The 23,084-nt window shown below is 55.1% G+C and carries 19 protein-coding genes; 6 read left to right on the top strand and 13 right to left on the bottom strand.

What is annotated here, in order from left to right; all coding sequences use genetic code 11:
* Positions 1 to 133 precede the first annotated feature (133 nt).
* Positions 134 to 790, top strand: coding sequence for an HAD family hydrolase (locus CTZ24_RS06560; protein ID WP_208725504.1), 657 nt, complete (start codon positions 134 to 136; stop codon positions 788 to 790).
* Here CTZ24_RS06560 and CTZ24_RS06555 read toward each other — a convergent pair whose 3' ends face one another.
* The 3 genes from CTZ24_RS06555 to CTZ24_RS06545 form a co-directional block, all read right to left on the bottom strand.
* Positions 791 to 1,927: a PQQ-dependent sugar dehydrogenase gene (locus CTZ24_RS06555; RefSeq protein ID WP_208725108.1), complete on the bottom strand. Its 1,137-nt coding sequence runs from the start codon at positions 1,925 to 1,927 to the stop codon at positions 791 to 793.
* A 104-nt stretch (positions 1,928 to 2,031) separates the two neighbouring features.
* Entirely contained in the window at positions 2,032 to 2,688 is a 657-nt protein-coding gene (locus tag CTZ24_RS06550) for a DUF3313 domain-containing protein (RefSeq protein WP_208725107.1), read from the bottom strand.
* Positions 2,689 to 2,815: 127 nt separating this feature from the next.
* Positions 2,816 to 3,451 carry a carbonic anhydrase gene (locus tag CTZ24_RS06545; RefSeq protein ID WP_208725106.1) on the bottom strand — a complete coding sequence of 212 codons (636 nt, stop codon included), beginning with the start codon at positions 3,449 to 3,451 and terminating at the stop codon, positions 2,816 to 2,818.
* Positions 3,452 to 3,690: 239 nt separating this feature from the next.
* Between CTZ24_RS06545 and rimO the strand changes: the two genes are divergently transcribed.
* Positions 3,691 to 5,016: a 30S ribosomal protein S12 methylthiotransferase RimO gene (gene rimO, locus CTZ24_RS06540; protein WP_021182553.1), complete on the top strand. Its 1,326-nt coding sequence runs from the start codon at positions 3,691 to 3,693 to the stop codon at positions 5,014 to 5,016.
* A gap of 128 nt (positions 5,017 to 5,144) precedes the next feature.
* Positions 5,145 to 6,806, top strand: a complete 1,662-nt coding sequence (locus tag CTZ24_RS06535; RefSeq protein ID WP_208725105.1) for a methyl-accepting chemotaxis protein — start codon at positions 5,145 to 5,147, stop codon at positions 6,804 to 6,806.
* Between the two features lie 40 nt (positions 6,807 to 6,846).
* On the opposite strand, the gene gsiD is transcribed toward CTZ24_RS06535, so the two are convergent.
* The 5 genes from gsiD to CTZ24_RS06510 form a co-directional block, all read right to left on the bottom strand.
* Complete coding sequence (gsiD, locus tag CTZ24_RS06530) at positions 6,847 to 7,752, bottom strand: glutathione ABC transporter permease GsiD (protein ID WP_021182551.1); 906 nt, start codon at positions 7,750 to 7,752, stop codon at positions 6,847 to 6,849.
* Positions 7,753 to 7,761: 9 nt separating this feature from the next.
* Positions 7,762 to 8,682, bottom strand: coding sequence for a glutathione ABC transporter permease GsiC (gene gsiC, locus CTZ24_RS06525; protein ID WP_021182550.1), 921 nt, complete (start codon positions 8,680 to 8,682; stop codon positions 7,762 to 7,764).
* A gap of 48 nt (positions 8,683 to 8,730) precedes the next feature.
* Complete coding sequence (gene gsiB, locus CTZ24_RS06520; RefSeq protein ID WP_208725104.1) at positions 8,731 to 10,266, bottom strand: glutathione ABC transporter substrate-binding protein GsiB; 1,536 nt, start codon at positions 10,264 to 10,266, stop codon at positions 8,731 to 8,733.
* Between the two features lie 68 nt (positions 10,267 to 10,334).
* Positions 10,335 to 12,191 carry a glutathione ABC transporter ATP-binding protein GsiA gene (gene gsiA, locus CTZ24_RS06515; protein ID WP_208725103.1) on the bottom strand — a complete coding sequence of 619 codons (1,857 nt, stop codon included), beginning with the start codon at positions 12,189 to 12,191 and terminating at the stop codon, positions 10,335 to 10,337.
* Positions 12,192 to 12,201: 10 nt separating this feature from the next.
* A complete protein-coding gene (locus CTZ24_RS06510; RefSeq protein WP_208725102.1) occupies positions 12,202 to 13,167 on the bottom strand; it encodes an isoaspartyl peptidase/L-asparaginase family protein in 966 nt (321 codons plus the stop codon).
* Between the two features lie 238 nt (positions 13,168 to 13,405).
* Between CTZ24_RS06510 and CTZ24_RS06505 the strand changes: the two genes are divergently transcribed.
* The 3 genes from CTZ24_RS06505 to moeB all read left to right on the top strand — a co-directional run bounded on the left by CTZ24_RS06505 (position 13,406) and on the right by moeB (position 15,886).
* A complete protein-coding gene (locus tag CTZ24_RS06505; RefSeq protein WP_021182546.1) occupies positions 13,406 to 13,828 on the top strand; it encodes a universal stress protein in 423 nt (140 codons plus the stop codon).
* Between the two features lie 66 nt (positions 13,829 to 13,894).
* Positions 13,895 to 15,130, top strand: coding sequence for a molybdopterin molybdotransferase MoeA (moeA, locus tag CTZ24_RS06500; protein ID WP_302474905.1), 1,236 nt, complete (start codon positions 13,895 to 13,897; stop codon positions 15,128 to 15,130).
* On the top strand, positions 15,131 to 15,886 hold the full coding sequence (gene moeB / locus CTZ24_RS06495) for a molybdopterin-synthase adenylyltransferase MoeB (RefSeq protein WP_208725100.1): 756 nt from the start codon (positions 15,131 to 15,133) through the stop codon (positions 15,884 to 15,886). It abuts the gene before it with no gap.
* A gap of 51 nt (positions 15,887 to 15,937) precedes the next feature.
* Here the strand turns inward: moeB and CTZ24_RS06490 are convergent, their stop codons facing one another.
* The 5 genes from CTZ24_RS06490 to CTZ24_RS06470 form a co-directional block, all read right to left on the bottom strand.
* A complete protein-coding gene (locus CTZ24_RS06490) occupies positions 15,938 to 17,530 on the bottom strand; it encodes an ABC-F family ATPase (RefSeq protein ID WP_021182543.1) in 1,593 nt (530 codons plus the stop codon).
* Positions 17,531 to 17,702: 172 nt separating this feature from the next.
* Positions 17,703 to 18,107: an H-NS family histone-like protein gene (locus CTZ24_RS06485; RefSeq protein ID WP_021182542.1), complete on the bottom strand. Its 405-nt coding sequence runs from the start codon at positions 18,105 to 18,107 to the stop codon at positions 17,703 to 17,705.
* Positions 18,108 to 18,693: 586 nt separating this feature from the next.
* Positions 18,694 to 20,223: an efflux transporter outer membrane subunit gene (locus CTZ24_RS06480; RefSeq protein ID WP_208725099.1), complete on the bottom strand. Its 1,530-nt coding sequence runs from the start codon at positions 20,221 to 20,223 to the stop codon at positions 18,694 to 18,696.
* A gap of 1 nt (position 20,224) precedes the next feature.
* A complete protein-coding gene (locus tag CTZ24_RS06475; protein ID WP_208725098.1) occupies positions 20,225 to 21,793 on the bottom strand; it encodes a DHA2 family efflux MFS transporter permease subunit in 1,569 nt (522 codons plus the stop codon).
* The gene (locus CTZ24_RS06470) at positions 21,790 to 22,929 is read right to left on the bottom strand and encodes an HlyD family secretion protein (protein ID WP_208725097.1); all 1,140 of its coding nucleotides are present in this window, start codon (positions 22,927 to 22,929) and stop codon (positions 21,790 to 21,792) included. Before CTZ24_RS06470 ends, CTZ24_RS06475 begins: the two co-directional genes overlap by 4 nt.
* Between the last annotated feature and the right edge of the window lie 155 nt (positions 22,930 to 23,084).

Below are 23,084 nucleotides of genomic sequence, written 5' to 3'. Positions count from 1 at the left end.
TCACCGTTGCGCTGCCACCTTTGTTCTGTCGCCATCTGTGAAAAATTGCGAGAAATTCCGATTTTTCGCAGATCAGTTAAGCCAGTCACAAATTTCCGCTAACCTGATTTCAGTCAGCCTGAGGAGAATCATGATGGACTTAGCCGTGTTCGATCTCGACGAAACCCTGATTTGTGAAGACAGCACCAGCCTGTGGCTACGCTGGTTGGTTTCACAGGGTTTTGCCCCCGCCGAACTGATTAGCGCCGAACAGTCGCTAATGACCCAATATCACGCCGGAACGCTCTCAATTGAAGAATATATGAACACCACCCTCGCCCCGCTGGCCGGAATGGCAACCATGACGGTATCTGGCTGGGTGCGGCGTTTTATCCACCGCGATATCCTGCCGCGTGTCTTTCCCGCCGCACGCGAACGCATCAACTGGCATCAACAACGTGGCGACACCGTAATGATTATCACCGCCAGCGGTGAACACCTGGCTGTACCGATTGCCGAGCGCCTTGGCGTGCATGGTGCGCTGGCCATTGGTGTGGAGATTGTCGATGACCGCTACAGCGGCCTGACCTACGGCACCATGACCTACAAAGAGGGCAAAGTGGCGCGATTGAGCGACTGGAAAGCGTTGCAACAGGAGAGACGTTTTGAGCGCACCTGGGCCTACAGTGACTCGATGAACGACCTGCCGTTGTTGGCCCACGCCGATCATGCCTGGGTCATTAACCCGGATCAGCTGCTGCATCAGGAAGCGCAGCAGCGTGGCTGGGAAGTGTGTAACTGGGTACGCTAACTACCCGCGTGGGGCACTGGCGTTCGCGGCCAGCCCCACTTTCAATAATTTACCGTTACGCTCGTCGGTCAGCACATACAGGAAACCGTCCGGCCCCTGACGAACATCGCGAATACGTTCTCCCCGTTCCGTCAACAGGCGCTGCTCCTCTACCACCTTCTCGCCATTGACCATCAGGCGAATCAGACTTTTTTCCTTCAGCGCGCCGATAAACAACGAGTTTTTCCACTGCGGGAAACGCGCGCTGTTATAAAACGCCATCCCGCTGATGGCCGGGGAAACCTTCCAGTAAAATACCGGCTGCTCCGTGCCCGCAACTTCGCCGCCCCTGGATTCCGGCACTTTCTGCCCGCTGTAATCAATGCCCCAGGTCGCCAACGGCCAGCCATAATTTTTGCCTTTTTCCGGGATATTGACTTCATCGCCTCCGCGAGGTCCGTGCTCACTTTCCCACATCTGCTGCGTCCACGGATTCAACGCCAGGCCCTGTGGATTACGCATGCCATATGACCAGATTTCACCACGCGCCCCCTGATGATGCACAAAGGGGTTGTCTGCCGGGATCTTACCGTCAGCCGTCAGGCGCACGATCTTGCCGGAGAGCTTGTCCAGATCCTGTGCGCTGCTGCTGGCAAAATTGTCACCGAAGGCAATCCATAAAAATCCTGCCTGGTCGAACGCCAGCCGTGTGCCCAAATTGGCCCCGCTGGAGAGTTTTGGCGTTTGCTCCAGCACCACCCGGAAGTCGTTCAACTGACGATTGTCATCACTCAGGCGACCATAGCCGACTACGCCACCCGCACGCCCCGCCGCGTCAGCCGTGGTATAGCTGAGCCATACACGGCGGCTTTGTGCGAAATCCGGTGCCAGCACCACATCCAGCAACCCACCCTGCCGTTGCACCCACACTTTTGGCACGCCGCTAATTGGCGCGGATAAGCCTTTGTCAGGCTGCCAACTGCGTAACTGACCCGAACGTTCAGTGATAAGCAAGGTGTGATTGTCGGGCAGAAATGCCACCGACCAGGGGTGATCCAGATGGTCCTGTAAAACCTGAACCTGAACATCCGCTGCCAGCGCTGGCAGGGAACCACTCAACACGCTGCCAAACAGCAACGCTGCACGCATCAATCGCATGGGTGTCTCCTTTTTAACCGTCTGACGTTAAGGGTAGTCAGCCGGTAAAAAAGGATGTGCAGGATTTACAAAACATTAAGCCCGGTGGCCCGGGCATGGACATTTCAGGGCGCGCTGAAAGAAACTGCATCACGGACCATTTCATCAATGCCTGGACGCAGATCATTCAGAGTGATGGGCGAGCTATTGTTAGGGAGCGTCTTACCGAAGGCCTTACGCACCACTTTAATCAACGGTTTGCCGGTTTGCGCATCGCTGGCTTCAACTTCGAGGTACAGCGTACTGTTCTGGGTACGATGACCGGTCGCGGCCATGGTTCCGGCGATGACCGCTGCAACGGGTACCACTTCATAGAATTGCACCCCCTCATTTTCGCTACCCACGGCGGTGATTGCCGCTCTCACCACCATCGTATTGGGTCCCTTCTGGGTCACGAGATTTTTATGCACCGTGATGCCGTCTTTCAGTTTTTGGTCGGCATATTGTCGTATCGCGTCCAGCGTCTGCTGGCTGATACGCTGCGTCGGATGCGCCGCCGGGTAATAAACTATTGGGGTATAAATGACGTTGGGATACTTCGCCGCATGATAATCGGGCGATATCCAGCGCATCGTCGGCTTGCCACTCGCCGATTCCGCCATTTTTAACTGGCTGTAATCACCGAGAAAGCCTGAATATTGTTTGGTATCAGCAACATGGGAGGTGCACCCTGCTGTGAGGAAAGCCAGCGTCACCAGGGGAACAACGAGATGTGATCGCATACGAAAGCCCTTATGAGTAGAAATGGCTTTTCAAGCTTAGTTTGAGCAGTAACGAGCAGTAAGAAAAATTGAAGAAATGTGAATAGCAACCGCCTGGGTTACTGACGCAACACAGGCGGTCTGGGGCTTATTCGAAGCAGGTTTCCGGGTTATCGGACAGGGAAACAAACTCATCGCCGCCTTTAGTCAGCGCCATGATTTTGCCGCTCTCAATATCATAAACCCACCCGTGCAGACGCAGCGAACCTTTACGCAGCGCTACCGCGACAGAAGGATGTGTTTTGATATTGTGGAGCTGGGCGATAACGTTCTCTTTCACCATCTCAGTAAGCTTGATTTCCGGCGTGTCGTACTTTTTGTTCTCTACGACGGCGCGCGCAGCATCTGCATAACGCAGCCAGTGTTCCACCGCAGGCATGGTATCCATGCAGGAGCACTCGGCAATGGCTTTCATCGCGCCACAGTTGGAGTGGCCGCAAATGATGATTTCGCTCACGCCCAGCGCCACCACGGCATATTCGATGGTGGCGGATACACCGCCTGGCTCAGGTCCGAATGACGGCACAATATTGCCCGCATTACGGATAACGAACAGTTGACCCGGCTCCTGCTGTGTCACCAGTTCCGGCACCAGACGGCTGTCTGAGCAGGAGATGAACAGGGCTTTAGGATTTTGGTTGGACGCCAGGCTTTTGAAAAGATCCTTCCTTTCAGGAAACACATTCTGTTGAAAACTCAGAAAACCTTTGATGATCTCTTTCATTTCTCTGCTCTCACATTATCCACTTCTGCCCTGGCAGTGAGCAATTTCACCGTCAGCGCTGCATAATTTTTTCTTGTATCGATAATAGCTTACAGGCACCAACCGGGCATTTAAGCAAAATCACCCGGTGAAGACAACCCTGAGCATGTTGCGGCTTTAAAACAGACTATACAATTTCCCCGCGGACACCTGTACAATCGCCCCCCTATCCACACTAATTATGATGAATTTTTATTCTTATGAGCCATGTCACCAATCCTCCACGCGTGGGCTTTGTCTCACTCGGCTGCCCAAAAAACCTCGTTGACTCGGAACGTATCCTGACGGAACTGCGTACCGAAGGTTATGACGTGGTACCACGCTATGATGACGCGGAGATCGTCATTGTTAACACCTGTGGATTTATCGACAGCGCCGTGCAGGAATCCCTGGAAGCGATTGGTGAAGCGTTGAACGAGAACGGGAAAGTGATCGTCACCGGCTGCCTTGGTGCCAAAGTGGATCAAATCCGCGAAGTGCACCCGAAGGTGTTGGAAATCACCGGTCCCCACAGCTACGAGCAGGTGCTGTCACACGTTCATCACTATGTGCCGAAGCCAGAGCACAACCCGTTCCTCAGCCTGGTGCCGCAGCAGGGCGTGAAGCTGACGCCGCGCCACTATGCCTACCTGAAGATTTCGGAAGGCTGCAACCATCGCTGTACCTTCTGCATCATCCCGTCAATGCGTGGCGATCTTGATAGCCGCCCGATTGGCGAGGTACTGGACGAAGCCAAACGTCTGGTGGAAGCCGGTGTGAAAGAGCTGCTGGTCATTTCTCAGGACACCTCCGCCTACGGCGTCGATGTTAAGCATCGTACCGGATTCTGGAACGGTTCCCCGGTGAAGACCAGCATGGTCAGCCTGTGTGAACAACTGGCAAAACTTGGCGTCTGGGTGCGCCTGCACTACGTCTACCCTTACCCACATGTGGATGATGTCATTCCGCTGATGGCTGAAGGTAAGATCCTGCCGTACCTCGACATTCCGCTGCAACACGCCAGCCCGCGTATTCTGAAGCTGATGAAGCGCCCGGGTGCGGTAGAACGTACGCTGGAGCGTATTAAGCGCTGGCGTGAAATTTGCCCGGAACTGACGCTGCGTTCCACCTTTATCGTCGGCTTCCCGGGAGAAACCGAGGAAGATTTCCAGATGCTGCTCGACTTCCTGAAAGAAGCGCGTCTGGATCGTGTCGGCTGCTTCCAGTACAGCCCGGTTGAAGGCGCGACCGCCAACCAGCTGCCGGATCAGGTACCGGAAGAGGTGAAGCAGGAACGTTTCGAACGCTTTATGCAGCTGCAACAGCAGATCTCGGCTGAACGTCTGCAAGAGAAAATTGGCCGCGAAATTCTGGTGATCATCGATGAAGTCGATGAAGAAGGAGCGGTCGGTCGCAGCATGGCCGATGCGCCAGAAATCGATGGTGCGGTCTACCTGAACGGCGATCGTCAGGTGAAAGTCGGTGACGTGGTGCGCGTCAAAGTGGAACACGCCGACGAATACGATCTTTGGGGTTCACGCGTTTAATCCCTCCTCCCCCATGCCCGTCATGGGGGATATCATTTTCCGCCGAAATTATTTTTCCCCGACAGTAAAGCGCCTTTCTTTTACACCGATAACCTCTGTACACGCCCCTTTTGCCCAGAGAGTTCAGGATGCTTAAAAGAATGAAAGTCGTGACCGCCATTATTGTGATTCTGGTGGTCTTTACAGCCATGCAAGTCGTTTCCGGCTCGCTGTTTCTGACCTCGCTCATGGCGGGTCAGCGTAACTTCACCACCAGCGATCAATTATCCCACCAGCAGCGCGAACTGGCCGATGGCTGGCAAACGCTGGTAAAAACCCGCGTCACCATTAACCGCGTCGCCATACGTATCCTGAAAAAGCAGACCGATGCAGCCTCACTGGCGGCGATTGACAAATTGATCACGGCGGCGGGCGTCTCGCTGAATGAAGCGCAGCAGCACTTTGCCCAGTACAAAAGTCTGCCACGCATCAAAGGCCAGAGTGATGCTGCCGCCGCCCTTGTTGAGGCAAAATTCACCGCCATGACGGATTTGCTGCAACAATCCGCCACCTTTCTGAAAGCCAATGATTACCCTTCGTATGGCAATCTTGATGCCCAGCAAGCGCAGGATGACCTCGAAGAGGCTTACAAGCAGTGGCGTGCGCAGAACGTCGAGTTGCTGGCACAAGGCAGCGCGGAAAACGAAAGCGCCTGGCAACGTGTGCTGGCTATGGTTGCAGTGATGGCCGTGGTGGTGGTGCTGATGCTGGCAGCAGTCTGGGTGTTGGTACGCCGTATTCTGCTCACCCCGATGAAGCAACTGCAAAAACAGATGGAACGTTTTGCTGAAGGGGATCTTTCCGGCAGTCTGCACGTAGAAGGCCGCAGTGAAATGGCGGCGCTGGCTGCCAGCCTGAATCATATGCAACAGGCGCTACTCAGTACCGTCAGCAATGTCCGTGACAGCGCTGATGCGATCTTCAGCAGCGTCAGTGAAATCGCTACCGGGAATAACGATCTCTCCTCACGTACCGAACAACAGGCCGCATCACTGGAGGAGACCGCCGCCAGTATGGAGCAGCTCACCGCCACCGTGAAACAAAACGCCGATAACGCGCGCCAGGCCACGCAGTTGGCAAGAACCGCTTCCGATACCGCCGATAAGGGTGGCAACGTGGTGGCTGGCGTGGTGAAAACCATGCACGATATCGCCGACAGTTCGAAAAAGATCGCGGATATTACCAGCGTGATTGATGGCATTGCCTTCCAGACCAATATCCTCGCCCTTAACGCGGCAGTCGAAGCGGCTCGCGCCGGAGAACAGGGACGCGGTTTTGCGGTGGTGGCAGGTGAAGTACGTAACCTGGCCCAACGCAGTGCCCAGGCAGCGAAAGAGATCAAGCTGTTGATTGAAAACTCGGTTCAGCGTGTCAATCTCGGCTCACAACAGGTTGGCAGCGCGGGCGATACCATGCAGGAAATCGTCAGCGCCGTCACCCGCGTGACCGATATTATGGGTGAGATTGCCTCCGCATCGGATGAGCAGAGCCGTGGTATCGACCAAATCGGCCAGGCGGTGAACGAGATGGATCGCGTTACGCAACAGAACGCCACCCTGGTGCAGGAATCGGCGAATGCGTCGGCATCGCTGGAACAACAGGCCAGCCGTTTGTCTGCGGCGGTAGCGCGTTTTAACACCGGCACACGTCAGGCGGTGGCGGCGCTGGTGCGTCCGTCAGCGCCAGCTGTAGCTCCGCGCGCGTTGAAGGCCCCTGCTGCCTCCGGCAATGACAATTGGGAAACGTTTTAAGGTAAAACGGCGCGATAGATCGCGCCGTTGCTCACCTGGTTCAGGTTTTCAATTTCGGATCCAATGCATCACGCAGCCCATCGCCCAGCAAATTAAACGCCAGCACCGTCAGGAAAATGGCGAGGCTGGGGAAAATCGCCACATGGGGGGCAATCACCATATCGGCGCGTGCTTCATTGAGCATCGCGCCCCACTCTGGCGTGGGCGGCTGCGCACCCAGGCCAAGAAACGACAGGCTGGCGGCCGTGATAATCGAGGTGCCAATACGCATGGTGAAGTAGACCACAATCGATGAAACCGTACCCGGCAGGATATGGCGCATAATGATGGTCCAGTCCGAGGCACCGATGCTGCGGGCCGATTCAATATAAGTCTGATGTTTGAGCACCAGGGTGTTACCCCGCACCAAACGCGCAAACGCCGGGATACTGAAAATCGCCACCGCGACAATCACGTTACTCATGCCGCTGCCCATAATCGCCACCACAGCAATCGCCAGCAGAATGCCCGGAAAGGCAAACAACACGTCGCAGACGCGCATGGTGATACGATCCCACCAACCTTCGTAGTAGCCTGCCAGCAAACCTAATAAGGTACCGATCACCGTCCCTATCGCTACCGAAAAGAAACCGGCAATTAAGGAAATGCGCGTGCCGACCAACACACGGCTAAAAATATCGCGTCCGAGGGAGTCAACCCCAAACCAGTGCATCAGCGACGGGCCTTCATTCAGGCGGTCATAATCGAAATAGTTTTCGGCATCAAAGGGCGCGATCCAGGGGGCGATAAAGGCCACCACGATCAGCAACAACACAAACGCCCCCGCCAGCAGCGCCACATGCTGGCGACGAAAGCGTCGCCAGAACTCGCGCCAGGGGGTGCGCACCCGGTTTTCCGTCATCGTCGGCATGATTTTCAGTGCCGCCTCGCGTCGCCAGTTTTTCATTGCGACTCCTTACCTGTAGCGAATAGCCGGGTTGATCGCCGCGTACAACATATCGACAATCAGGTTAATCAGAATGAACTCCAGCGAGAACAGCAGCACCTCGGCCTGAATCACCGGGTAATCACGCATCTCCACCGAATCCACCAGCAGACGGCCCAGACCGGGCCAGTTAAACACCACTTCCACTACGATCGAACCGCCGAGCAAAAAGCCAAATTGCAGCCCCATCATGGTGACCACTGGAATCATGGCATTGCGTAGCCCGTGTTTGACCACCACCAGCGTTTCCCGCACCCCTTTGGCCCGCGCGGTGCGCATATAATCCTCCTGCATCACCTCCACGAACGATGCACGGGTAAAGCGTGCCATCACCGCCGCAACCGCCGCGCCGAGGGTGATGGAGGGCAGAATGTAATGCTGCCAGCTGTCGGCACCCACGGTCGGCAACCAGCCTAAATCCACGGAAAAAATTTGCATCAGCAGCATACCGAGGGCAAACGCCGGAAAAGAGATCCCCGACACCGCCAGCGTCATACCCAGTCGATCCGGCCAGCGGTTACGCCATACCGCAGAGACGATGCCAATCACCATGCCAAACAGCACCGCCCAGATCATGCTGCTTAATGTCAGCCACAGTGTCGGAAAAAAACGCGTGGCGATCTCTTCGGAAACCGGACGTTTCGACACCATCGACTGACCAAAATCCCCCTGCACCGCATTCCAGATGAAATGCCAGAACTGCTGGATCAATGGCTGATCAAGGCCCAGTTCCTGACGCACCAGCGCGACGACCTGCGCATCGGCATCGGACCCGGCAATCAAGCGTGCCGGATCGCCCGGCAACAGATGTACAAACAGGAACACCAGCACCGCCACAATCAGCAGCGTGGGAATCAGTCCCAGTAATCGTTTGAGAAAATAATTCAGCATGCGAAGTCCTGCACGGTGAGGAGCAGCCACGCGGGCTGCCCCTCAGGGTTACTTCAGGTCGGCCTCATCAAAGTTAAATGAGGTATCAGGCATGACGTAAAAACCGCTCAGGTTTTTGTTACTGGCAGACAGCAGTTGCTCCACCACCAGCGGGATCCACGGATGGTCGTTCCAGATGCGATCCTGTGCATCTTTATACAGTTTGGCTTTCTGGTCGCGATCGGTGGTTTTCAGCGCATCGGCCAGATCTTTATCAACCTGGGGATTGCTGTAAAACGCGGTATTGAAGATCGCTGGCGGCCATGAGCTGGTGGCAAACAGCGGCGTCAGCGCCCAGTCGGCTTCACCGGTCGAGGCTGACCAGCCGGTATAGAACATGCGCACGCCGCTCTCTTTCTGGCCTTTGCTTTCCACTTCCGCCGCACGCTGGCCGGCATCCATCGCCAACACCTTCACTTTAACTCCAACCTGCGCCAACTGTTGCTGGGTGAACTGCAACACCTTCTGCGCGGTGCTGTGGTTATGTGATGACCACAAGGTGGTTTCAAAACCATTCGGGTAACCCGCCTCTTTCAGCAGTTCACGCGCTTTGGCCGGATTGTAAGCAATGGCGGGATACTTCTGCGCAAAATCGATGGCTGGCGGCACAATGCCCGTGGCGGGCGTGGCATAACCGGCAAACGCCACCTTCGCCAACGCCTGGCGGTTGATGGCATACTCCAGCGCCTCACGCACCTTCGGATTGTCGAATGGCTTTTGTGTCACGTTCAGGCTGATATAGCGCTGCATAATCGACGGGGTCGTGACCACATCGAGCTTGCTGTTTTTTTCCAGCAGTTTGGCCTGTTCAAACGGCACCGGGAAAGCAAAAGTGGCTTCGCCGGTCTGCAACATCGCCGCGCGGGTGTTGTTATCCACCACCGGACGCCAGGTAATGCTGTCGAGCTTTGGATAGCCCTTTTTCCAGTAGCCATCCCACTTCTTCACTTTGACGAAGTCAGTCTGGTTCCAGGTGACAAATTCAAACGGCCCGGTTCCCACCGGATGGAAACCAATATCCTTGCCATATTTTTTCAGCGCCGCTGGGGAGATCATCACCGCCGCCGGATGAGCCAGGTTATTGATAAAGGCCGAGAACGGCTGCTTCAGGGTGATTTTGACCGTCAACGGATCGACCACCTCGGTGCTGGCGACGTATTTAAACAGGTTGTAACGCTTGAGGTGATTATCCGGGTTGCTGGCGCGATCGAGGTTGACCTTCACCGCCTCCGCATTGAAGTCGGTGCCATCCTGAAACTTCACATTGGGACGCAGTTTGATGGTGTAAGTCAGGCCATCGCTGCTGGTTTGATAGCTTTCAGCCAACACGTTGGTCAGCTTCATATCTTTGTCGAAGCCGAACAATCCCTGATAGAAGGACTTCGCCACCGCCTGCGACAAGGTGTCGTTAGCATCGTAAGGATCGAGGGTGGTAAATGTTGAAGCCACGGCAATCACCGCATCTTTCGCCGCCCAGGCCGGTAGCGCCAACGCCGAACTTAACAACCCGGCAGTGATAACCCCTTTACGCATAATATGGTGCATCGTTATCGTTCTCCTGTAGTCCCTGTCTTTGCGCACACCAGCCGGTGACGCGGATGAGTTGCTGCTGTTCAGGTGCCGCTGATGGCATGGCGGGCGACAAAATGCCCCGGTGCCACCTCAATCAATGGCGCGACTTCCGGCTCATCGCCCAACGGACGTATCGGGCTGGGGATTTCATCCACCAGCAACGCCCGTTCACGACGCCGGTGTGCCGGATCGGCCACCGGCACTGCCGCCATCAGTTTTTTGGTATAGGGATGGCGCGGTTGCTCAAACACCGCCTGGCGTGGCCCCATCTCCACGATCTGTCCAAGATACATCACCGCCACACGATGGCTGATGCGTTCCACTACCGCCATATCGTGCGAGATAAACAGAAACGCGATGCCAAATTCGCGCTGCAAATCGAGCATCAGATTGATGATTTGCGCCTGAATCGACACATCCAGCGCCGAGACCGACTCATCAGCAATCACCACTTTGGGGTTCAGCGCCAGCGCGCGCGCAATGCAGATACGCTGACGCTGACCACCGGAAAATTCATGCGGATAACGTTGGGCATGTTCCGGCAACAACCCGACGCGCTCCAGCAGCCAGGCGACACGTTGCTCGGCCTGGCGGCGGTTCATCGTCTGATGCACCAGCAGCGGCTCCATGATGGAGAAACCCACCGTCAAACGCGGGTCGAGCGAGGCGTAAGGGTCCTGAAAGATAAACTGAATATCACGACGCAAGGCCGCCAGCGCCCGTCCCTCGAGCGCATCAATGCGTTGCCCGTCAAAAGTAATGGTGCCGCCCTGACTGGCGACTAAGCGTAGCAGAGAACGACCGGTGGTCGACTTACCGCAGCCGGACTCCCCCACCAGGGCGAGCGTTTCACCGGCATAAAGATCAAAACTGACCTTCTCCACCGCATGGACGCGACGTTTTACCCGATTGAGTAAACCGCTGCGGATATCGAAACGCGTAACCAGATCGCGTACCTGTAGCACCGGCGGGCGGTCAACACGCACCGTATCCTGCGGCGTCTGGGCTTCTTCGCGACCATCACGGTGGATAAGCGGAAATTTTGCCGGAAGCGGTTGTCCATTCATCGCCCCCAGTTTAGGCACGGCGGAGAGCAGTGCCCGGGTGTAGGGTTGCTGTGGCTGGTTAAACAGTTGCTGCACTGGCGCACGTTCAACCACATCGCCGCGATACATTACCTGCACCCGGTCGGCCATTTCCGCCACCACGCCCATATCGTGGGTGATAAAAATCACCCCCATCTGCATCTCTTTTTGCAGCACGCGGATCAATTGCAGGATTTGTGCCTGAATGGTGACATCCAGCGCGGTCGTGGGTTCGTCGGCGATCAGCAGAGCGGGTTTACAGGAGAGCGCCATAGCGATCATTACGCGCTGACGCATGCCTCCGGAAAGTTGATGCGGATAGCGCGACAAGACATTTTGCGCTTCGGGGATGCGCACCAGATCGAGCATATGGCGCGCTTCAGCCAACGCCTGTTGATGGCTTTTGCCCTGATGCAGACGGATCGATTCGGCGATTTGCTCACCGACGGTGAACACCGGATTCAGCGAGGTCATCGGCTCCTGGAAGATCATCGCCATATCTGCACCGCGTACGCGTCGCATCTGGCTGGCAGGAGCCCGCATCACATCCAGCAACTCGCCATTACGCCGTCGCAGGGTGATTTCACCGCTGACTTCCCCACCCGCCTGCTGGATCAGCCGCATCAACGCCAGCGAAGTGACCGATTTACCCGAACCGGACTCCCCCACCAGCGCCAGGGTTTCACCACGATGCAGATCAAGCGAGAGCTGGCGCACCGCTTCGGTAATACGTCCTTCATGCTGGAAACGTACGTTCAGATCCCGTACCGCCAGAACCTGGTCTGGCGTTAATTGCCGTTGCCGATCCGTCATGCCTGCTCCTTTAGCTATCGCGGTAAATGGCTACCTCAACTTCGCCGCCCACATAAGCGAATCCGCGGTACATTCCTTCACTGTTAAACGGCAGCGCCACATTGCCATCACGGTCAACGGCAATCAGCCCACCGCTGCCATCCAGTTCCTGGACTTTATCGTGAATTACATTGGCGCTGGCCTGTTGCAGCGTGCGACCGGCATAACGCATTTGTGCCGCCACGTCGTAAGCGGCGAGAGTGCGGATAAACACCTCGCCAGTGCCGGTACAGGAAACCGCGACCGAATCGTTGTTGGCGTAGCACCCGGCACCGACCAACGGTGAATCGCCCACGCGTCCCGCCTGTTTGTTGGTCATGCCGCCGGTTGAGGTGGCAGCGGCCAGATTGCCATGTAAATCCAGTGCCACTGCACCGACCGTACCAAATTTACGATCAGGATCGAGTGGGTCATCGCTGTGGCTTTGCGCCGCACCGTCATGATCCAGCACCGCCTGATCGCTGCCGAGCGCGCGTTGCAGCTGCTCCCAGCGTTCAGGGGTGGAGAAAAAGTCTGCCTCAACCATCTCCAGCCCCTGCTGGGTGGCAAAGGCTTCCGCACCGGCACCGATAAACAGCACATGCGGGCTGACCTCCAGCACTGTGCGCGCCGCCAGTACCGGGTTACGGATATGGTTAACCCCGGCGACCGCGCCCACTTCCAGCGTACGGCCATCCATAATACTGGCATCCAGTTCATGCGTACCCTGATGGGTAAACACCGCCCCTTTACCGGCGTTAAACAACGGACACTCCTCCAGCAAGCGCACGGCCTCGGTCACCGCGTCCATCGCGCTGCCGCCATCGGCCAGAATTTGCTGACCAGCGGCGACAATCGCCGCCAGTTGCTGACGATAATATTGCTCTTTTTCGGCGCTCATCGCCGCGCGAGTGATGGCACCCGCGCCGCCGTGAATGGCGATAACTGCTTTAGTCATACCCGTTACCCTGTCAAGGAATCAGAACCAAAAACACTGATTTAGAATGGTTTTCATTATTTTTTGGCAACTTTCGAATATAGAAAGGCCATCCCGCCTTGTAAAGCAGAAACTGTGCTGCCGGGTCATAACCTTTTATTGTGGTTTATGCCTTTAAGTTTGACAAAAGCGTGAGCAGTGCCCGGTTTAGCAGGGGCGAAACACTATACTCACAGCAAAGATCATGCCGGAGCAAGCCATGAACAGTTATAACCATGCCCTGGTGCTGGTTCAGGGAAATCAGGATGGCGCATTGCTGTTGAACCACGCCGTGACGCTGGCTGAAGAACTGGCGATGACAGTCACCCTCGCCCATATCAGCGATGATTACCGGGAAATGAATTATGTGTCGGACAGCCTGATGAACGATGTGGTGTCGGAGGATGTAATTCGGGCGAAGGCGCTGATGAGCAAGCTCTCCGCCAGCGTAAGTCTGCCGGTTAAATGCCATGAGCTGGTTACGTTGCGCCGCTTTAAAGACGTCGAAAAATGCATTGCCGAAAAACATATCGATTTAGTGATTGTCGGACACCATAACCGCTTTATGGGGGTCCTCACCTCCAATTCCATGGAATACATCAACCGGTTAAACATTGATGTGCTGATAAAACATTTGCCGTAATAATGCGGCGGCAGGCATTTGCCTGCCATAATAGGCAGCATCTGATATAACCAGGCTGATATGGACATGGAACCTTTTACTGCGGGCTTAATCTCCCTCGAAGACGCCCAGCAAAAAATGCTGGCGCAACTCACCCCGATTACCGATTCATTACAGGTATCGTTATTCGAAGCCGCCGGGCGTATCACCGCCCAGCCGGTGTTATCACCGCTGGATGTCCCCCCCTTCGATAATGCCGCGATGGACGGTTATGCGGTACGCCTCGCCGATGTTGCACCGGATCGCGTGTTGTCTGTCGCGGGCAAAGCCTTTGCCGGTGGACCTTTCAACGGCGAATGGCCGCTGGGAACGGTTATCCGCATCATGACCGGCGCGCCGGTCCCCGCAGGCTGTGAAGCGGTGGTGATGCAGGAAGAAACCGAACAACGTGACGGTGGGATTGTCATCACCGCACCGGTCAACGCCGGGCAGCATATCCGCCGCAGTGGTGAAGATATTCAGGCGGGCAAACAGGTACTGGACGCCGGTGTGCGTCTCGGTGCCGCTGAGCTGCCGCTATTGGCCTCTTTGGGCATCGCCCAGGTCAGCGTGCTGCGTAAATTGCGGGTGGCGATTTTCTCCACCGGCGATGAATTACAGGCGGTGGGACAACCACTGGCAGCAGGACAGATCTACGATACCAATCGCTTCACCGTGTCGTTGATGCTAAACCGCCTTGGTTGCGAAGTGATCGACCTTGGCGTGATTGGCGACGATCCTGTGGCATTGCGTCAGGCATTCAGTGAAGCAGATCGCCAGGCCGATGTGGTGATCAGCACGGGCGGTGTATCGGTCGGTGAAGCCGACTTTACCAAAGCCATGCTGGAGGAGCTGGGGGCCATCACCTTCTGGAAACTGGCGATCAAGCCCGGTAAACCTTTTGCCTTTGGTCGACTCGCCAACAGTTGGTTCTGCGGCCTGCCGGGCAACCCGGTATCGGCGGCAGTGACCTTCTATCAACTGGTTCAGCCGTTGCTCGGTACCCTCACCGGCCAGCAAGCGCCGTTGATACCGGCACGTTTGCGCGCCAAAGCCACTCAGCGTCTGAAAAAATCACCGGGACGCCTCGATTTCCAACGCGGTATCTTCAGCCGTGGCGCAGACGGGATGCTGGAAGTTCGCAGCACCGGGCCGCAGGGTTCACATGTGTTCAGTTCCTTTGCACTGGCGAACTGTTTTATCGTGCTGGAGCGTGAACGCGGTAACGTGGAAGTCGGTGAATGGGTCGACGTTGAACCCTTCAACAGCCTGCTGGAGGGATAAATGCACGCGGAGTTAAGCGATGAAGAGATGCTGCGCTACAACCGGCAAATCGTGTTGCGTGGCTTCGATTTTGACGGGCAGGAAAAACTAAAAGCCGCGCGTGTTCTGGTCGTTGGGCTTGGCGGGCTGGGTTGTGCCGCCGCACCTTATCTGGCCGCAGCGGGCGTGGGGCAACTGACCTTGCTGGATTTCGATACCGTCGCGCTCAGTAACCTGCAACGGCAAATCCTGCATCGTGACAGTACGATTGGTATGGCGAAAGTGGATTCTGCTGCACAGCAGCTGGCAGCGATCAATCCCCATTGCCAGTTAGAAACCCTCAATGCGCAGCTTGAGGATACGGCACTGGGCACCCTGATTGCCCGTCATGATGCGGTACTGGATTGCACGGATAACGTCCATACGCGTGAACAGATCAACCGCTGGTGCTGGCAACACAAGGTACCGTTGATTTCTGCTGCCGCGATTCGCATGGAAGGCCAGCTCAGCGTATTTACCTGGCAGCCGGATACGCCCTGTTATCGTTGCATCAGCCGTTTGTTTGGCGAGCAGGCGCTGAGCTGCGTTGAAGCCGGTGTGATGGCTCCGTTAGTTGGGGTTATGGGGGCCATGCAGGCGATGGAAACCCTTAAAGTTTTGACGGCCTTTGGCACCCCAGCCAGCTCACGGTTGCTGATGTACGATGCCTTGAGCGCCGAGTTCCGCACGATGAAAGTGGCGCAGGATGCGCATTGTGAGGTGTGCGGGGGGAAATAAACAACCGTACCAACTCAATGCGGCGCGATAAATCGCGCCGCTACGCTGTTTTTACACAATCCCCTGGCTACGCAGATAATCTTCGTAGTTGCCGGTGAAGTCCACCACGCGATCGCCTTTGATTTCCAGCACACGGGTTGCCAGCGAGCTGACAAACTCACGGTCATGCGAGACGAAAATCAGCGTGCCTTCGTACATCTCCAGCGCCATGTTCAGCGATTCGATGGATTCCATATCGAGGTGGTTGGTCGGTTCGTCCATAATCAGGATGTTCGGTTTCTGCATCATCAGCTTACCAAACAACATACGGCCCTTCTCACCACCGGACAGAACTTTAGCTGGCTTCTTGATATCGTCCTGGCTAAACAGCAGACGACCAAGAATGCTACGCACTGCCTGCTCGTCGTCCCCTTCCTGTTTCCACTGGCTCATCCAGTCGAACACCGTCAGGTCGTCGGCAAAATCTGTCGCGTGATCCTGCGCGTAATAACCAATGCGCGCATTCTCGGACCATTTAACCGTACCATTTTCCGGTGTCAGCTCGCCTACCAGCGTTTTCAGCAAGGTGGTTTTACCAATACCGTTGGCACCCAACACCGCCATTTTTTCTCCGACTTCCAGCAGCAAGTTCAGATTTTTAAATAACGGGCCGTTATCGAAACCTTTGGTGATGGCTTCCACTTCCAGCGCATTGCGGAACAGTTTCTTATCCTGTTCAAAACGAATAAAGGGGTTCTGACGGCTGGACGCTTTCACTTCATCCAGTTTGATTTTCTCAATCTGTTTAGCACGCGAGGTTGCCTGACGCGATTTTGAGGCGTTAGCGCTAAAACGGCTGACAAAAGATTGCAGGTCGGCAATTTGCGCTTTCTTTTTCGCATTATCTGCTAATAAACGCTCACGCGCCTGGGTGGCTGCGGTCATATATTCGTCATAGTTACCCGGATAAACGCGCAGCTCGCCGTAATCCAAATCCGCCATATGCGTGCAAACCATATTCAGGAAATGACGGTCATGCGAAATGATGATCATGGTGCTGTTACGTTCGTTCAGTACCTGCTCCAGCCAGCGAATGGTGTCAATATCCAGGTTGTTGGTCGGTTCATCGAGTAACAGAATATCCGGGTTGGCAAATAATGCCTGCGCCAGCAACACACGTAATTTCCAGCCGGGCGCAATTTCGCTCATCGGTCCGTAATGTTGTTCTACCGGGATACCTACACCCAGTAATAATTCCCCTGCGCGGGATTCAGCACTGTAACCATCCATTTCACCGTATTGCACTTCGAGGTCAGCAACTTTATAGCCTTCCTCTTCGCTCATTTCCGGCAAGGCATATATGCGGTCACGTTCCTGCTTGACGGCCCATAATTCATGGTGCCCCATAATCACGGTATCGAGCACGCTATATTGCTCAAACGCAAACTGGTCCTGACGCAACTTACCGATACGTTCATTCGGGTCGAGGGAAACATTTCCCGCGCTTGGCACCAGGTCACCGCCCAGTATTTTCATGAAGGTCGATTTACCGCTGCCGTTTGCACCGATTAAACCGTAACGATTACCGCCGCCAAATTTAACGGAGATATTCTCAAACAGCGGCTTACTGCCGAACTGCATGGTGATATTGCTGGAAACTAACACGGCATTGACCTTTGTTACGCAGTGGAGGAAAAAACAGCGGGCATTATGCCAGAAGCAGGCACCGGGATGCCACCATTGTGCGGGCCAGGTACAACAAGCCGTTGTTTATTACCCCATAAAAAAAGCCGAAGGTGATGTCACCTTCGGCTCCCGCTTACAAGGATTGTGCAGATTATTTGATCAGGAAGCTGTCGAGGCTTTTGCCAGCATCCAGTGCTTTTTTAATCGCAGCAGGAGTACGGCCCTGACCAGTCCATGACTTCTCTTCACCGTTTTCATCAGTGTAAGAATATTTTGCCGGACGCGGCGCACGCTTGGCGCGTTTTTTACCGGTTTCCAGCGCACCCAGTAATTCGTTCGGATCAATACCGTCAGCCAGCAACATTTCGCGGTATTTAGACAGCTTCTCTTCTTTTTCGCGATTCTGCGCTTCTTCCGCTTGTACTTCTTCACGACGCTCGGTGACGACCACAGTTAATTTTTCCAGAATCTCTTCCAGGTCAGTCAGTGGCAGATCGCGAGCCTGTGCACGTAATGTGCGAATGTTGTTCAGAACTTTAAAGAATACGTCACTCATCACAATGTCCTTGCTTAAGGGGGTTTAAATAAACTGTAGTGGCAAGATTACCCAATTCAAATAAAAAAATAAATTAATTTTACATCGCGGATAATTCTTAAGGGATAACGATAATGATCACGCAGTTGATTAAACCAGGCGGGCCGCTTTATTTACCCCAAATTAACACCGACAACTTGTACCCTCAGCGAAATCCTGCATCGATTTTCAGAGGATATTGTCTCTGCGGTAGAAGTGAGCACAAAGGTAAACAAAGATTAATGGACTGATGAAAACATGTTTTTAGCTATGCAATGCTTATTTATAGCATAACCAGGTTAAGTCACATTTTTACGCAAACAAACATAAAAAAGGCCGGTATTTCACCGGCCTGTATCACATTTTCATCGGCATGTTCAGCGACTTTTCTTTATGGCTTTCGTCTTGCCGGTTGTTGTTGCTCATCATGACAAACAGCCGGACAAATAATGTTCTGGCCGTTGGCGGGTAAAGTCAGAGAGGTCACGGAATTTACGCTCAGGAAAATAAAGAATACGCGGGAGTCAACATCGTGAGCCGCAACTGTACCCGCTGCGGCCCTGACAGATTATTTGACTTCAGTTGCCGGACCAAATACCGCGTAGTCAGGCAGATTGACCGTCTGATACGGTTCCCAGCCACCACCGAGCGCTTTATACAACGCCACCAGGTCTAAAGCCGTTTGCATCCGCGTCTGAGTGGATTGCGCCTGCGCCTGCGCCAGCTGACGTTGTGCATCCAGCACGTCGAGGAAGGTGGAGATCCCCTGGCGATAGCTGTCAGTCGCGAGATCAAAAGCCCGTTGTAGCGCCCCGGTGGTTTCATCCAACGCCGTCACCTGCTGTTGATCAGCACGATAACTGACCAGCGCGTTTTCCACGTCCTGTAACGCCGTGAGTACCGTCTGACGATACTCAAGCGCCGCATTGGCCTGCTGCGCGCGCGCCAGTTTCACGCTGGACACCAGTTGCCCGCCCTGAAAGATCGGGATCGAAAGTGACGGGCCAATGCTATAAAAGTGGCTGCTCCAGTTGTCCAGATAGCTGGCGTCGGTGTTACGCACGCCAAGCTGTCCGGTCAGTGACAAGCTGGGGAACAGCTCTGCCACCGACACACCAATATTGGCGGTTTGCGCGTGCAGCGTGGCTTCCGCCTGACGAATGTCCGGTCGACGTCGTGCCAGCGTGGAAGGAATACCCACTGATACCAGTTTCGGTAACGCAGGCAGCGGTTTTACGCTCGCCAGTTCACTGTCCAGCGCGCCAGGGGTTTTCCCCAACAGCACCGCCAGCCCATTCATCGCCTGGCGCTCCTGCGCCTGATATTGCGGCAACTGCGCGTTAAGGGATGACAACTGCGCACGGGCGTTCTCAACATCAGTCAGCGGTGCCATACCGTTGCGCTGCTGGCTCTGGGTCAGTTCTGAGGTTTGTTGCGCGACGGTAATCTGCTCCTGCAAAGTTTGCAGCACCGCCTGCGCACCGCGCAGTTGCAGATACGCTCGCGCCACTTCAGCTTGCAGCGAAACCAGTGCATCGTTACGCTGCTCAATCGCCGCCTGCTGCTGCGCATTGGCCATCTCGATCTGACGTCGCACTTTGCCCCAAAGATCCAGTTCCCAACTGGCATCGAAGCTTCCCTGATACAAATTCACCGAATGCGTCAAACCATTGAGCTGATCCGCCACATCGCTATCGACCTGATTATATACACCGTTCGATTCCAGCAACCCCTTTAACCCAAGCTGCTGACGGGTCATTTTGGCCGAACCGCTCAGCGTCGGAAACAGTCCGCCACTCGCCTGCGCCAGCTGCTCACGCGCCCCGGCAATGCGCAGCACCGCCTGTTGCAGCGTCAGGTTATCGGCTATCGCACGGGTGATCAGACTGTCGAGCAACGGATCGTTAAAACTTTTCCACCATAGCGGGTTGGTCGCTGCTGACAACGGTTTTGACGCTTCCTCCGAGGGGAGATCACGGTAGCTGGCAGGCGTTTGTGCATGGGGTGGCTGATAATCTGGCCCCACCGCACACCCGGCCAACAATAGCGCGAGCGAGATAGCACTCCGTGACGGCGCGCTGCGCACGAACTTGTTCATTTTAATGGGCTCCTGCACTGCCTTCACTCTTAATCGGCGAAAGCAACCAGCAAAAAGGAATCAACAGTACTGCCACAATGCTCAGCCCCATAAAGACATCGATATAGGCAAGGATGCGTGACTGGGCGATCATCTCCTGGTAAAGCTGACCGCTGGCAATTTGCAGCGGATCGCCCACCGCCGTGGTGTAATCACGGATCGCCTGCGCCCAGTGCTGCAATGTGAGGTTAAATGGCTCATTGAGCGGCGTCATGTTGTGCACCATATTGGCCGACTGCGTCTGCATTCGCTCGGTGATCGCCGCCGTTGACAGCGAGATACCGATTGATCCCGCCACGTTACGGAACATGGTAAATAACGCAGCTGCATCAGCGTTTAAGCGCTGCGGTACGGTGATAAACGCAATAGTGGTCAGCGGCACAAACAGGAAGCCAAGGCCAATCGACTGGGCACTGCGCATCAATACCAGGGTGGTGAAATCGACATTCGGCGTCAGGCGGGTGGAATAGCAGAACGCCAGCGCCAGGCAACTGAAACCAAAGGCGATGATGTAACGTGTCTGCACAATGGGCATCAGCTTCAGCACCAGCGGGATGGTCAGCACAATCAGCACCGCGCCGGGCGACAGCACCAGGCCAGACCAGGTGGCGGTATAACCCAGATCCTGCTGCGCCAACTGCGGCAACACCACCGAACTGCCGTACAGAATCATCGCCATACCCGCCATCAGCAACCCGGCGACCCAGAAGTTGCGATCCTTCATCACCGTCAGATCCACCACCGGCTTACGCACGTAGAGCAGCCAGTAAACGGCACCAACAATCCCCACCACCGCCAACCCGGCAAACAGGCGAATAAAGTGGGAAGCGAACCAGTCGGCATCTTCACCACGGTCCAGCATCACCTGCAAACATCCCAGCCCAAGGGTGATCAGCCCGATACCGATGTAATCAATCTTCAGGCGGCCTTTTTCCCATTTGCTTTCCCACGGCGGATCTTCCAGTAACTGGTAAATTGCCAGCACCGTCAGAATCCCGACCGGGATGTTGATAAAGAATACCCAGCGCCAGCTGTAGTTGTCGGTGATCCAACCGCCCAACGTGGGACCAATCACCGGTGCCACAATAATCGCAATCGAGGAGAGGCCAAATGCCTTGCCGCGATCTTCCGGTTTGAAATAGTCGAGCAGCACCGATTGCTGCGTTGGTTGCAGACCACCGCCGAAAAATCCCTGCATCACGCGAAACAGAATGATTTGCCACAGCTCCGTCGCAATGCCGCATAGAAATGAACAGACGGTGAACATCACGATACAAATCAGGAAAAACTGTTTGCGACCAAACAGGCGGGTAAAGAAGGCCGAAATAGGCAGGACGATGCCGTTCGCCACCAGGTATGACGTCAGCACCCAGGTGGATTCGTCATAACTGGAGGAGAGCGATCCGGCGATATGTGGCAGCGCGACGTTCACGATGGTGGTGTCAAGGATCTCCATAAACACCGCCAACGTTACCGTGATCGCCACCAGCCAGGGATTGCTGGCGGGTTTCCAGCTCTGGCTCGCACTCATTCCACAGTCACCTTCGGTTCAACTGACAGTCCCAGCGGCAATGGATGGTTGGCATCAAGACCTTTATCGATGACAATTTTCACCGGCACACGCTGGACGATTTTCACATAGTTACCGGTTGCATTCTCTGCCGGGAAGGTGGAGAAGCGCGAACCGGTCCCCATCTGGATACTGTCCACATGCCCTTCCAGCTTGAGGCTCGGCCAGGCATCAACACTGATTTCCACTTTATCGCCCGGATTCATCCGCTCCAGTTGCGACTCTTTAAAGTTGGCGGTAATCCAGATATCGGGCGAAACCAGCGAGAACAACGCAGTTCCCGCCTGCACCAGTGAACCGATATGGACATTACGTTTGGTGACGAAGCCCTCGTATGGCGCACGTACCTGGGTGTAAGACAGATTCAGTTCGGCGGTATTCAGTTGCGCCTGCGCCTGCTCAACCTGCTGTTGACGCGCTTCGACATTGGTTTCCTGGGCACGAAGCTGCAATTGCACCTGCGATGCCACCTCAACCTGCGCCTTCGCGCTAAGCAACTGTGCTTCGGCGGAGCGTAATTGCACCGTCGCGCTGTCAATATTGCGCTGTGAGGTGGCGCGCGGATCGACCGCATGTTGCCGGCGATAATCGGCTTGGGCATTAAGCAAATTCGCCTGTGCTTTCGCTTGATCGGCTAATGCCTGGTCGCGCTGTGCCGGATATTGTACGCGGGACAACGCCAGTTGCGCCTGCGCCTGATGCAGCTGCGCTTGCGCCAGCCCGAGTTGGGCTTTCGCCTGATCGCGTTGTGCCACGTTATCACGCGGATCAATCTCAACCAGCAAATCGCCTTTCTTCACCCGCTGGTTATCTCGTACCAACAGATTCACCACATAACCTGCGGCTTTCGGTGCGATGGTGACGGCATTGCCTTCGGTAAAGGCATCATCGGTGGTTTCAATGTTGCGATTGCTAAACCAGAACCAGAAAATCACCAGCAGCATGATCACGGCAACAATTACCAGGATAACCAACGGCTTTTTACCTGGTCGTTTACGTTCCGGCTCATTATTATTTGATGAATTGACGTTCGATTCTTCTGGCTGATGTGGGTTTTGTGCCGCGTGTACAGACGGCTGATTTTTGTTATCACTCATAAATTGTCATCTTAATCCTGGCCCCGATCCCCGGGCGTAAGCGGTCAAGTTAACCTTAGATAACAAATTGACAAATTCCAGTGTTTCTTTACAAAACAGTGAAAGCACGCATTTTCAGCTAAAAGGCGCGATAACATACTGAAAAGGCGGTGACT

The organism is Pantoea phytobeneficialis (genome assembly GCF_009728735.1).
Classification (GTDB): domain Bacteria; phylum Pseudomonadota; class Gammaproteobacteria; order Enterobacterales; family Enterobacteriaceae; genus Pantoea; species Pantoea phytobeneficialis.
This window is presented reverse-complemented; position numbering and strand designations above follow the sequence as displayed.